Source organism: Flavobacterium acetivorans, from assembly GCF_020911885.1.
GTDB classification, from domain to species: domain Bacteria; phylum Bacteroidota; class Bacteroidia; order Flavobacteriales; family Flavobacteriaceae; genus Flavobacterium; species Flavobacterium acetivorans.
Map to the genome: position 1 here is coordinate 789,744 of NZ_CP087132.1, position 13,060 is coordinate 802,803.

Sequence of the window (13,060 nt, forward strand, 5' to 3'; positions counted from 1 at the left end):
TGAAAAAATCTATTTAATGTTCTAAAAAACAAAACCTTGACTTAAAAATCAAGGTTTTGAGGTAAAATATATGTACTAAAAAAATCGTTCTATTTATGATTCAAGAAATAATTTAACAAAAAAGTTGTTGAACTATCATGAGTTTTCACCTCTCCAGTATTAATCTCTTCCAAAATCGAATTTGCTAACTGTTTTCCTAGCTCTACTCCCCATTGATCATAACTGAAAATATTCCAAAGAATCCCCTGAACAAAAATCTTATGCTCATAAAGTGCAATCAATGAGCCTAAGGATTTTGGAGTTAATTTTTCTATAAGAATAGTATTTGTTGGCTTGTTCCCTTCAAAAACTTTAAATGGTAAAAGAAACTTTGCCTTATCCGTATCAAGTCCTTGTTGATCAAATTCAGCTTGAACCTGAGCGCTAGTCTTACCATGCAAAAGCGCTTCCGTTTGTGCAAAAAAATTAGACATTAATTTATCATGATGATCTGCATATCCGTATAAAGGTTTTACAAATCCGATAAAATCAGAAGGAATTAACTTAGTCCCTTGATGAATAAGCTGAAAAAAAGCATGTTGAGAATTAGTTCCCGGCTCTCCCCAAATAATAGTTCCGGTTTGATAATCAACTTTTTTTCCATCACGGCCCACACTTTTTCCATTGCTCTCCATTGTTCCTTGTTGCAAATAAGGGGCTAACTTTTGCAAATACTGAGTATAAGGAATCAGAGCTTCACTTTCGGCTCCGAAAAAATTATTGTACCAAATACTTAATAAAGCGAGAACTACAGGTATATTTTTATCAAAATCAGCTGTCTTGAAATGCTCATCCATTTCATTTGCACCGCTTAAAAGCTCGTCAAAATTATCATAACCAACCGCTAAACTTATCGTTAATCCTACAGCGCTCCATAAAGAAAATCGTCCGCCAACCCAATCCCACATTGGAAAAACATTATCAGGATTAATTCCAAATTCCGTTACTTTTTGCATATTAGTAGAAACTGCCACAAAATGCTTGGCCACATCTTCCTGGGTTGCTGATTGTAAAAACCATTTTCTAATCGTTTCAGAATTGGTCAAAGTTTCCTGGGTAGTAAATGTTTTTGAAACAATTACAAAAAGAGTGGTCTCAGGGTTTAATTTTTTTATAATTTCATATACATGATCGCCATCCACATTCGATACAAAATGAACATTTAAATGATTCTTATAATATTGTAAAGCTTCAACTACCATGGCAGGACCTAAGTCAGAACCACCAATTCCTATGTTGACAACATCTGTGAATGTTTTTCCCGTATATCCGGTCCTAACTCCATTCGTTACCTCATTTGTAAAGCTTTTTATCTTTCTTTTTACTTCATAAACTTCAGGAACTACGTTTTGACCATTTACATTTATTACCGCATCTTCCTTTGCGCGCAATGCCGTATGAAGCACTGCTCTATTTTCGGTTTGATTGATTAACTCTCCTTCAAAATATTCTTTGATCGCATTCTTAAGCCCCAGTTCATTTGTCAATTCAAGTAACAATTCCAATGTTTCTTCATTAACGATGTTCTTAGAGTAATCAATTAAAAAATCATTCCATTTAAGATTGAACTTTTCAACTCTTGAAGCATCTGTTTGAAACATTTGCTGCATTGTTGCTTTTTGCATTGCTTCATAATGCTCTTGTAGTTTTTTCCAAGCTGCTGTTTCTGTTGGTTTTTTTGTATCTAAAGCCATTTATAGTAGGATTATAGTAATTATTTATTTGTATGTCAAAAATACTGAAATTAGCATTAACCGCTAAAACATTTTCAATTATAACCAAATAATAATAAAAAGCTTGCCCTAACAAAATTATAGACAAAAAAAGAACGGAATGCTATCAATTTAATAGCATTCCGTTCTTTTTAATTTATTTTTAGAATTTTGAAAAACCAAAAAAAACAACAGATCAATAATTACAAATTAGCAACACTGTCCAATTCAAACTTTAAAGGCTCTATCTTTTTCAAAAAAAGTTGTTTATTTTTTCCTACCATCGGTTCACCGCTTGGTAAATTAAGCCTTAAAGCATCGACTTGCACGCCATTTTTCCAAAATCGATAGCATACATGTGGACCTGTAGCTAGCCCTGTACTTCCTACTAATCCTATGGTCTGTCCTTGAGTAACACGTTGTCCTTTACGCACTAAAATCTTGGACATATGCAAATACTGGGTAGAATAAGTCCCGTTGTGCTTTACTTTTACATAATTCCCATTTCCTGCGGTATATCCTGTACGTTCAACAATACCAGAGGCAGTTGTAGAAATTGGAGTTCCTCTAGGCGCCGCATAATCAGTTCCTTTATGAGCTTTCCATCTTTTTTGAACAGGATGAAAACGATTCATTGAAAAACGAGAAGTCAACCTACTGAATTTTATAGGAGTTTTGAGGAAGAAATTTTTAAGTGTTTTCCCTTCTTCATCATAATATTCAATTTTTCCTGATGAAGGATCCTGAGCAAAAGGGAAGGCATAAATAATTTTTCCTTTGTATTCAAAAAATGAAGCTTCTAAATCCTCAACTCCATCATAAACTGAATCATTAATAAACCTTTCGGTGAAAGTAATTGCAAATCTGTCTCCTTTTTTTAACTTGAAAAAATCAATAGACCAAGAATATATTTTCGTAATTCGGCTCGCCAAAGCAGCCTCAACACCTGAATTTCCAAGTGTTTCCGACAAAGAACCTTTCAAAACCCCGCCTATAGTTCTTCTTTTGATAGTGACCGGTCTTGTCTTTTTATAAGCCACAACCGCACTGTCTCTAAAATCAAAAACATAATAACTTAAAGCATCTGGCTGGTATATAAAAGCTTGTATTTTATTCGTTTTGTCCTTAGTCCTAAGAATTGTATAGGCTTTATTTGGTCGAATTGACCTCACATTAAAAGTATCCTTTACACTTTGTACAATCTCAAATATTCTACGATCACCAATATTTTGTTTATTCAAAATTGTCCCAAAAGTATCTCCTTTTTTTATTGTATCCTCCACCACATTAAAATCAGAAAAATTGAACCCGAAATCAGATTTTTCCGCAACAACTTTAACGGGTTTTACAGCAATTTCCTTTTCGGATTTTTTACACGATAATACAGACGAAACTATTAAAATAAATACCAATACTCTTTTCAAACTTCATTTCTTTTTTAATTCAACCTATTTTTCCACACCCCAATTTGCTAATTCCTCTGCATTCCAGAGTTCCGGGAAAAAAATTCTTCTTTGGTATTTTGGATGCATGTATTTTTTCCAATCACTTCCTCCAGTGGCTTCACCTGAACCTTGTCCGTTATCTATGTATTTTCTAGCAGCATTCAAATGCCCCATAACCCAAGTAATATTTACAGTATGATCAAAATGACGCATGGCTTGAATCAAGTCTGGATTTTTTTGATCTACCTCCGGGAGCTGTTTAAACTTTTGCCAGATATTTATGGTATTATATTCCTCCATATGTCTCAGGAAAACCCCTTTGTATTTTCTTTCAAACTCTTCTAATAAGAAGGATTTTTTACCTGTTTGATAATCCTTGCCTGCTGCCTGCCAATATAAATGTTCAAAAGCATGTTCATAAGGTGTATTTCTATCAATACTTGCCCTGTAACGATGGTCGATAAGATTAATCAAATCAGTTGAAGAAAATTCGATTAAGCGGTATTGGGCACTTTGAAAACCAGAAGCAGGCGTCAATGTGTTTCTAAATTTCAGATACTGATCTACTTCCATTCCGTCGCCCATTATATCAAAAGACGTGGTCAGCATATCAAAATAACGGCTGATTCTTGTTAACCTTTCTGCAAAAAAATCCGTTTTTATATCCTGAGAATACGAAATCTGATGCATCTCCCAAAGAATCATTTTGAACATCAGCTCATTAACCTGATGGTACATAATAAAAACCATTTCATCAGGAAGAGTTGTTCTTTGAATTTGCAAATTTAGCAAAGCATCTGTTTGGATATAATCCCAATAAGTAATGGGTTTAGACCAAAGTAATCCTTCAAGATGCGTTTCTGTTTTTTGATTTATAGATTCGTATTTAAGCTCTATTTGCTTTAAAATAGCTTCTGTATTCTCACTAATATTCATTACATTTTTATTTTAAACGGATTGTTTAGGCCTTTAAATGCATCCAAATCTGCTTTAATTGAACCTACAGCCAAATCCGCTTTTATTCGAACGGGCAATCTATTACCATCGTCTGAAATCCAAACTGTTAAACTTTCTTGTTCTTTAAAAACACGTCCTGACTGGACCAAAGGTCTAAAGATCATCGAAGACACAACGCCAAATTTAGTTTTAATATCTTCACGACCTATAAATTTTAACTTAAATTTTGTGGTTTCACCGTCAAAAAACATGTCAATTACGATGAATTCCCCCAATTTAATTTTATCTATGCCCGGGTAATTGCGCAAGTAATAAAAAGCTGACAGAATATCCTGCGTGTTTTTTGGAACTGTAAAAGTGTTTTCGCTTTTATTTTTATAATCTTTTACAAGAACCTTATTAGCAGCATGATTAAAAAATCCTTCTTGATTTTTAGTATAGCCTCCTTCATTAATTTTTCTAACAAATTGATATGGATTTCCAGAGTCTTTGTCTATGTAACTTTCATATAAATCATCAACTTTAAAAAAGAATCGAGACATCCCAGTAGTATAGCCTTTCCCAATAACTCGAAAAGCTTTTTTATTATTTACAACTGCATCTTTTACTTCCAGCGTAGCAAAACCGGCATTTATAAAGCCATAATGAATACGAAACTTAAACCATTCTCCAGTATCATATGCTTCATCACTTCGCGAATCAAAACCTACGGTCAATATCAATATCAAGAATAGTATTATTTTTTTCATAATTTACTTTGTCTATTTATTGAGAGAATAGCAAATTTAGTTCCAAAATATATCAAAACAAAAAAACTCAGTCAAATAATGACTGAGTTTTCATGCTATTAACTAACCAAAAAACTATAAATTATGAAATTTATATCAATTCGGAAGGAAACCACCCCTTCCATTTTGCGAGTGCAAAGGTAGCCAATAAATCAAGTTATTTTTTCTAAAAATAAAGTTTAACACAACATTTACCAAACAACTCGCCGATATTTACTTATTTTTTCACATAATGTAAAAAAAAGGCTTTTTTACAACGTTCCTCGCAATTGTTGTTCTCTTTCTATAGATTCAAATAGGGCTTTGAAATTTCCCGCACCAAAACCTTTAGCCCCCATTCTTTGAATAATTTCAAAAAACAAGGTAGGACGATCCTCTACCGGTTTAGTAAAAATTTGCAAAAGATAACCTTCTTCGTCGGCATCAATCATGATACCTAGTTTTTGAAGCTCCTGAATATCCTCTTTAAATTTTGTCATATGATCTTTCAATCTTTCAGGGATAGCATCATAATAGGCCTGCGGAGGAGTACTCAAAAACTCAATCCCTCTAGCTCGCATTTCAGCAACCGTTGTGATAATATCATCAGTAGCTACAGCGATGTGCTGCACTCCTGGTCCTTCATAAAAATCTAAATATTCTTCTATTTGAGAACGTTTTTTTCCTTCGGCAGGTTCGTTGATTGGGAATTTGATTCTTCCGTTTCCGTTACTCATTACTTTTGACATCAAAGCCGAATATTCGGTTGTGATTTGTTTATCATCAAAAGACAAGAAATTTACAAATCCCATCACATCTTCATACCATTTTACCCAAGTATTCATTTCATTCCAACCCACGTTTCCAACCATGTGGTCTACGTATTTCAATCCAACTGAAGTTGGGTTATAATCAGATTTCCATGCTTTATAACCCGGCAAGAAGGTTCCGTTGTAGTTTTTGCGCTCCACAAACATGTGAACCGTTTCGCCATAGGTATAAATTCCGGCACGAACCACTTCGCCATGCTCATCAGTTTCTACTGTCGGCTCCATAAAGACTCTTGCTCCACGCTTTGTAGTTTCTTCAAATGCCGAACGAGCATCCTCAACCCAAAGAGCAACAATTTTCACCCCGTCACCATGTTTTTTTACGTGTTCGCCAATTGGAGAGTCGCTGTTTAAAGCCGTTGTTAACACCAAACGGATTTTGTCTTGTTTCAAGACATAAGACGCTCTGTCTCTTATTCCTGTCTCCAATCCCGCATAAGCATGAGACTGAAAACCGAAAGCTGTTTTATAAAAATGTGCCGCTTGCTTTGCATTTCCTACATAAAACTCAATATAGTCTGTCCCCATTAAAGGAAGGAAGTCTTGCGCACCTTCGAATATTTTCTCTAAGCCGTATTCTACTGATTTAATTTCTTTTGACATTGTTTATGTTAATTAGAAAATTAGTTAATTAGAAAATCAGAAAATGTCTTACCGGATAAATTAATCCTGCAATCTAGACAATTTTCTAATTATTCAATTTTGTTGTTGAAATTATTTTATTTAGTATTCTTAAAATCTCTGATAAATCATTCAAAAGCACTTCACAATCAGGATAAGCTTGATGTGCGTTGCACAAAAACAACCAATATTCTGTTTCGTCAGCTTCTTTAATCGCGATTTTTAATTTATGGATAAAATCAGCTTTACTCTCTGCATTTTGGGATTCTTTCGAATTTGCTCCGATTGAAGTACCACTTTTCAGTAATTGATTAGCAATCACAAATTTCTTTTTTTCTTGTAACTCTTCCGTGTAATCAATTATTTTAAAAGCAAAATCAAATGTTTTAATCAAAAGAACATAGTCTTTATATTTTTCGTTGAAAGTCATATTTTTTTAAATTACAAAATCAGTTAATACTGACAACTAGATAATTATCATAAAAAAACAAGCCATTTAGCATACTCGATTTTTAATTATCCAATTTACACATTATCTAATTATCTAATTTGTTTTACTCTACCCAAGATTTGTAATATTGACCATCATCTAATCCCATAGCTTCTTCGGTAACCATTAGAGGGCGAAACGTATCGACCATAACTGCCAATTCGTGGGTTATCGTCTGACCGATACTACGCTCCATGGCTCCAGGAGCGGGTCCGTGTGGAATTCCTTTTGGATGCAACGTGATATGACCTTGCTCGATATTGTTGCGCGACATGAAATCGCCATCTACATAATACAAAACCTCATCACTGTCAATATTGCTGTGATTATAAGGCGCGGGAATGGCTTTTGGATGGTAATCGTACAGCCTTGGAACAAAAGAGCAAACCACGAAAGTCGAAGTTTCAAAAGTTTGGTGTACTGGTGGCGGCTGATGCACGCGACCGGTTATAGGCTCAAAATTATGGATGCTAAAACCATAAGGAAAATTATACCCATCCCAACCTACTACGTCAAAAGGATGCGTTGCATAAATCACTTCGTGAATCATTCCTTCTTTCTTGATTTTGATCAAGAAATCTCCTTTTTCATCATGCGTTTCCAATTCATTAGGCAAGATAAAGTCGCGTTCGCAAAATGGGGAATGCTCTAAGTGTTGCCCTGATTCGTTTTTGTAACGTTTTGGTGTGTAAAAAGGCGCAAAAGATTCAACGTAGAAAAGTCGGTTTTCTATAGTTTCAAAATCAATTTGGTAAATCATTCCGCGAGGAATAATCAAATAATCACCGTATTCAAAGGGAATATTCCCCATCATAGTACGCAATTTCCCTTTTCCTTTGTGGATGAAAATCATTTCATCGGCATCGGCATTTTTATAGAAATAGTTGCGTAGTGATTGCTTTGGCGCTGCTAATCCTATCGTACAATCTTTATTGACAAGCATGGGTTTGCGGCTATCTAGAAAATCGTCTTCGGGCTTTAACTCAAACCCTTTTAACAATAATGATTTGATGTTTTTACCTATCGCTATTTTAGGCTCAACCGAATAGGATTTCAAAATTTCCTTTACTTGTGTTGGTCTGTGAACGTGATATAATAATGACGAATGACCATGAAACCCTTCTGTTCCAAAGAGTTGTTCATAATACAAACCGCCATTTGGTTTTTCAAATTGTGTGTGTCTTTTTTGGGGGAAACTCCCTAATTTATGGTATAGAGGCATGATTTTTTTGTTTAAAAGTGTAACAAATTAAAGTTGAGATTACTTTATAATGTGTTATGATAAATCAAAAAAAGTGTCCTTATTCAGGATTTCTCTTGATAAGGAATTGAAGATACTCTAATAAACCTAGCCATTTTGTTTTCATTATAACAAATATCGGAATTTTTATTAAAATAAAATAAATTTAAAATAAAAATCCAACACTAATCCAAGTATAGCTTCTTGAGTTCTCAGGAGACCAGGAATATTTTATTTCGATGGGACCAATAACCGTTTCTAGCCCATAACCAAAAGCATAACCAGAATATTTAGGAATAGAAACCCAATTCGTTGTCTCGAAAAGTTTATCTCCCAAGTTAGCAAAATTAGCCGAAAAATTGATGTGGTTTCTTCTATAAAACTCATAATCAATAGTTGCTGAGGACTTTATATAACTATTGGCCGTTATGCTCAAAAAATCATAACCGTAAAAGTGTCTGAAATTATTTATCATATTATAACCGTAGCCACCCAATGTAAAATTAAAAAATGGCACACTTTCTTTGCCTATTGAAAAACCGGCTTCAGTTTGAAATTTCATCGTGACTTTATCAAAAATGCTGGTTGCAAATCCAAAATCAGCCTTTGCTATAGAAAAAGGATTGAACTCATTTGTATAATTTGACGAAAACAAATAGGATTGAACATCCCCAGAAAAATACCAGCCTTTTTTTGGAAAATATTTATCATCAAAGGAATCGTATTTTAAGTATCCGAAAACACTCCCATAGGTACTTCTATCAATTATTGGATCTGCATTGGCAATAGTTTCTGACTTAATTTTCAAAAATTTAAACTCAACTCCTCCTCCTAGCAAAAATTTACGCACAAATAAAGATTGAAAATAAACTTGATTTGTCACATCCGAAAAATCAACATTAATGGCTTTTATTCCAAAATCATCAGGATCCAGTCCGCTAATTTCCTTGGCTATATTTTTGTTAAATTGATTAAAGGAAGACTTAAAACCTAAACTTAAATTGAATCCATTTTCAATATAATAATCAAAATTATAACGAAAATTATCTCCTAAGACAACATCAAATGAGGCTACATCATTCTTAAAAAAAGTTTTTTTTCGAGACAGATTTACTAACACCCCACTCTTATAAAGACCGTCATAATGCAAACCAAATTTAAGATACGATTTTGTAGGATTCTCTTTTATTGTAAGATTCAAATTATCGCCTTCCATTTCCGGATTTAAGGAATAGGTGATAGCACTAAAATTTTGTGTCGAATTAATATTATTAATCCCCGCCTCCAGTTGTTTGTAACTAATTTTAGAGCCTGATTTAAATCGAAGTTTACCTATAATATAATCTCTGGTGAAATTATCCAAATCATTGCAATTTATACTTTTAATATTCAGAGAATCCGACACCAGCTTCAACTTTGGCTTTGCATATTTATTAGAACTGTCAGCCAACAGTTCAATTTTTTCATAAACCGAAAAGGTAGCATCTTCTCCTTTTACAATAATTTCTCTTCCTTTATCAAAGGAAACAACACCATAGTTTTTAATATCCGGTTTTATATAAATATCCGTTTTTTTTACATTTGCTTTCATTTTTTCAATCGAATGAAGATTTGTAATCTGAACTAAGATTTTAGTTGCATCTTTAAGAGAATATCGGTCCAGTAAATCATTCTGTACATCTACCCCTATAATAACGTCGGCACCCAACTTCTTAATTTCATCTATGGGATAATTATTAGTCACGCCTCCATCAACTAGGAGTTTACCATCTATTTCAACAGGTGAAAATAAAGAAGGAAAAGCAGCACTAGCAATCATTGCCTGTGCTAGATTGCCACGATCCAAGATGATCTGTTCCCCCGTTTCAATATTGGATCCGATACATAAAAAAGGAGTTGGCAATTGATTGAAATCCCTAATATGTCTAACATTTCGAGTTAGTCTACTCAACAAATTAAAATTATAAAGCCCCTTAGAAAGCGCCTTTGGAATTCCTATTTTAAAATCATTAAAAGGCAAGCTAAGCGCATATAAGTCATCATTTCTCTTTTCATAAAAATTCTTAGACGCTCGTGGAATATAGTCGCTTAATAACTCATCAAAATTGGTTTCTCGAAAAATAGAATCCAGTTGAGCCGCATTATAACCCGAAGCGTATAACCCTCCTACCACAGCTCCCATACTTGTTCCTCCTATAAAATCAATCTTCACGCCAGCATCTTCAAGAACTTTAAGGACACCTATATGTGCAAATCCTTTCGCTCCTCCACCACTTAAAACCAAACCTACCTTGACTCTTTTCTGTTCTTGCGCAAACAAGGCTATACTTGAAAAAAAAATAAGAAATAAAAGTGCTTGTTTTTTCATAAAAGTGTTTGTTTCTATTTGGGTACTTGGATCTCTAGAAATTACTGTATCACATTACTCCTGTATTGTTTTGTAAAAGTCGGCAATTTTTTTTGCTTTCGATATACCTATAACATCAGAAATTTCTTTTTCTGTCGCTAACTTTAATCTTTTAACACTTTTAAAATGTTGTATTAACGTCAACATCGTTTTCTCGCCAATTCCAGGAATCGATTCTATCGAAGAATTTAAAGCCGCCTTGCTTCTTTTATCCCTATGATGTGTAATTCCAAATCGATGCGCTTCGTTTCTCAATTGCTGAATCACCTTTAAAGTTTCTGATTTCTTATCTAAATACAAAGGGACAGAATCTCCGGGATAAAACAGCTCTTCGAGTCTTTTGGCAATGCCAATGATGGCTATTTTTCCTCTCAATCCCAACTCGTCCAAGCTCTTAAGCGCTGATGACAATTGCCCTTTTCCTCCATCGATAATTATCAACTGCGGCAAAGGTTCTTTCTCATCCAAAAGCCTTTTGTAACGTCTATAAACCACTTCTTGCATCGAAGCAAAATCATCAGGTCCTTCGACCGTTTTTATATTAAAATGACGGTAATCCTTTTTACTTGGTTTTCCATCTTTGAAAACCACACAAGCTGCAACCGGATTGGTACCCTGAATATTCGAATTATCAAAACACTCAATATGGCGCGGTTCCACATGGAGCCGTAGGTCTTTTTGCATCTGCGCCATAATTCTATTGGCATGCCTATCAGGATCCACAATTTGCAATTGTTTCAGCTGTTCAATTCTATAAAATTTAGCATTTCGAATTGAAAGATCCAATATCTGTTTTTTATCGCCCAACTGTGGTACCGAAACTTTTATGTTTTCTCCTAAATCGACAGGAAATGGCACTAATATTTCTTTGGAAAGCAATTGAAAACGCTCCCGAAGTTCAATTATTGCTAACTCAAGTAATTCCTCGTCTGTTTCCTCCAGCTTCTTTTTGATCTCCATTGTATGGGATCGGATAATGGAACCGTGTGAAATTTGCAAAAAATTCACATAAGCGGCGCTTTCGTCCGAAACGATCGAAAACACATCCACATTAGTAATTTTGGGATTTACTATGGTCGAACGTGATTGATAATTTTCAAGCACTTCAATTTTTTCCTTAATTTTTTGTGCTTCCTCAAAATGCATATTTTGAGCCAGCTCCGTCATTACTCTTTTGAAATCTTTCATGCTTTCTTTGAAATTCCCTTTCAAAATTTCGCGAATGGCATCCACTTGTTTTTGGTAATTTTCTAAGGTTTCCAATCCTTCGCAAGGCCCTTTACAATTCCCAATATGGTATTCGAGGCAAACCTTAAATTTCCCACTTTCTATATTGGATTCACTTAAATCATAATTACACGTTCGAAGCGGATACAACTCTTTTATTAGTTCTAAAATGGTATTTACCGTCTTAAAACTGGTATAAGGTCCAAAATATTCCGAACCGTCTTTGACCATTCTTCTGGTGGCGAAAATCCTAGAAAAAGATTCTTTTTTTATACACAACCAAGGATAACTTTTGTCATCACGCAACAGCACATTATATCTGGGCTGCAAGGTTTTTATCAGGTTATTTTCCAATAAAAGCGCATCCGTTTCCGTAGGAACAACAATGTGTTTAATCGTTACAATTTTCTTGACCAGAACATTAGTTTTGGCCGTATCATGAATTTTATTAAAATAGGAAGAAACCCTTTTTTTTAAATTCTTAGCCTTACCTACATATAAAATTTTTCCCTGTTTATCATAATATTGATATACGCCGGGATCGTCAGGCAAGGTTTGAATTTGAAGTTCGAGAGTTGGGTTTTGCATTATAATTTTATTTCACAAGGATACGCGATCGCACTTAAAACTAAGAAGTGATTTTATTAATTTGAATTCATTTCAAATTTACGAAATCCAAATAATTATTTCTACTTTTAGATTTTTTATTCCCTATGAAAAGCATAAAAACCCAAATCAATCGATGATGGAAACCAATAAAAAAGAATTACGCTCAAAATACAAAGACTTAAGAAAACAACTTTCTGAAAAGGAAAGAGAAGAAATGAGTTTAGCTATTGCCAATAAATTGCTAGAGCTTCCCATTTGGGAGAAAAACTACTTTCATGTTTTCCTACCCATTACTGAACAAAAGGAAGTCGATACCGAATTGATATTACATTTACTTTCAGGTAAAGACAAGGAAACCATAATTTCGAAAGCTGATTTTGAAACCAGAAAAATGACCCATTTCTTACTGACAGACAATACCAAAATCAAAAAAAACGAGTACCATATCCCTGAACCCCTTGATGGAATTGAAGTACCGTCTCATAAAATTGAGGTTGTTTTTGTTCCATTACTTGCTTTTGACAAAAAAGGACATCGCATAGGCTACGGCAAAGGTTTCTACGATAATTTCCTTGCTGAATGCGCACCGGAAACCATAAAAATTGGTCTTTCTTTTTTTGAGGCCGAACAATCAATTGCTGATACCCATGAAAATGACATCAAATTGGATTATTGCGTGACACCAAATGAAATCTATCAATTCTGATTATTACTAT

The 13,060-nt window shown here is 34.1% G+C and carries 10 protein-coding genes; 1 reads left to right on the forward strand and 9 read right to left on the reverse strand.

Going from position 1 to position 13,060, the window contains the following annotated elements; genetic code table 11:
• Window positions 1–89 precede the first annotated feature (89 nt).
• The 9 genes from pgi to uvrC all read right to left on the reverse strand — a co-directional run bounded on the left by pgi (window position 90) and on the right by uvrC (window position 12,323).
• The gene (gene pgi / locus LNP19_RS03535; protein ID WP_230063436.1) at window positions 90–1,733 is read right to left on the reverse strand and encodes a glucose-6-phosphate isomerase; all 1,644 of its coding nucleotides are present in this window, start codon (window positions 1,731–1,733) and stop codon (window positions 90–92) included.
• A gap of 221 nt (window positions 1,734–1,954) precedes the next feature.
• Window positions 1,955–3,175 (reverse strand): M23 family metallopeptidase, encoded by a 1,221-nt coding sequence (locus LNP19_RS03540; RefSeq protein ID WP_230063437.1) that lies wholly within the window; start codon window positions 3,173–3,175, stop codon window positions 1,955–1,957.
• 24 nt (window positions 3,176–3,199) lie between these two features.
• Complete coding sequence (locus LNP19_RS03545) at window positions 3,200–4,132, reverse strand: tryptophan 2,3-dioxygenase family protein (RefSeq protein ID WP_230063438.1); 933 nt, start codon at window positions 4,130–4,132, stop codon at window positions 3,200–3,202.
• Window positions 4,132–4,902: a DUF3108 domain-containing protein gene (locus LNP19_RS03550; protein WP_230063439.1), complete on the reverse strand. Its 771-nt coding sequence runs from the start codon at window positions 4,900–4,902 to the stop codon at window positions 4,132–4,134. The genes LNP19_RS03545 and LNP19_RS03550 overlap by 1 nt, the downstream gene beginning before the upstream one ends.
• A 290-nt stretch (window positions 4,903–5,192) precedes the next feature.
• Entirely contained in the window at window positions 5,193–6,353 is a 1,161-nt protein-coding gene (gene hppD / locus LNP19_RS03555) for a 4-hydroxyphenylpyruvate dioxygenase (RefSeq protein WP_230063440.1), read from the reverse strand.
• A gap of 85 nt (window positions 6,354–6,438) precedes the next feature.
• Window positions 6,439–6,801 (reverse strand): four helix bundle protein, encoded by a 363-nt coding sequence (locus LNP19_RS03560; RefSeq protein WP_230063441.1) that lies wholly within the window; start codon window positions 6,799–6,801, stop codon window positions 6,439–6,441.
• Between the two features lie 124 nt (window positions 6,802–6,925).
• Entirely contained in the window at window positions 6,926–8,083 is a 1,158-nt protein-coding gene (locus LNP19_RS03565; RefSeq protein WP_230063442.1) for a homogentisate 1,2-dioxygenase, read from the reverse strand.
• A 184-nt stretch (window positions 8,084–8,267) separates the two neighbouring features.
• The gene (locus tag LNP19_RS03570; RefSeq protein ID WP_230063443.1) at window positions 8,268–10,469 is read right to left on the reverse strand and encodes a patatin-like phospholipase family protein; all 2,202 of its coding nucleotides are present in this window, start codon (window positions 10,467–10,469) and stop codon (window positions 8,268–8,270) included.
• A 54-nt stretch (window positions 10,470–10,523) separates the two neighbouring features.
• On the reverse strand, window positions 10,524–12,323 hold the full coding sequence (gene uvrC, locus LNP19_RS03575) for an excinuclease ABC subunit UvrC (protein WP_230063444.1): 1,800 nt from the start codon (window positions 12,321–12,323) through the stop codon (window positions 10,524–10,526).
• A gap of 157 nt (window positions 12,324–12,480) precedes the next feature.
• On the opposite strand from uvrC, the gene LNP19_RS03580 reads away from it, so the two are divergent.
• Window positions 12,481–13,050 carry a 5-formyltetrahydrofolate cyclo-ligase gene (locus LNP19_RS03580; RefSeq protein ID WP_230064208.1) on the forward strand — a complete coding sequence of 190 codons (570 nt, stop codon included), beginning with the start codon at window positions 12,481–12,483 and terminating at the stop codon, window positions 13,048–13,050.
• The last annotated feature ends 10 nt before the right edge of the window (window positions 13,051–13,060 follow it).

Coding starts and splice junctions, on each gene's coding strand:
- pgi (WP_230063436.1), bottom strand. CDS start 1,733: ATGGCTTTAGATACAAAAAAACCAACAGAAACAGCAGCTTGGAAAAAA.
- LNP19_RS03545 (WP_230063438.1), bottom strand. CDS start 4,132: ATGAATATTAGTGAGAATACAGAAGCTATTTTAAAGCAAATAGAGCTT.
- LNP19_RS03550 (WP_230063439.1), bottom strand. CDS start 4,902: ATGAAAAAAATAATACTATTCTTGATATTGATATTGACCGTAGGTTTT.
- hppD (WP_230063440.1), bottom strand. CDS start 6,353: ATGTCAAAAGAAATTAAATCAGTAGAATACGGCTTAGAGAAAATATTC.
- LNP19_RS03560 (WP_230063441.1), bottom strand. CDS start 6,801: ATGACTTTCAACGAAAAATATAAAGACTATGTTCTTTTGATTAAAACA.
- LNP19_RS03565 (WP_230063442.1), bottom strand. CDS start 8,083: ATGCCTCTATACCATAAATTAGGGAGTTTCCCCCAAAAAAGACACACA.
- LNP19_RS03570 (WP_230063443.1), bottom strand. CDS start 10,469: ATGAAAAAACAAGCACTTTTATTTCTTATTTTTTTTTCAAGTATAGCC.
- uvrC (WP_230063444.1), bottom strand. CDS start 12,323: ATGCAAAACCCAACTCTCGAACTTCAAATTCAAACCTTGCCTGACGAT.
- LNP19_RS03580 (WP_230064208.1), top strand. CDS start 12,481: ATGGAAACCAATAAAAAAGAATTACGCTCAAAATACAAAGACTTAAGA.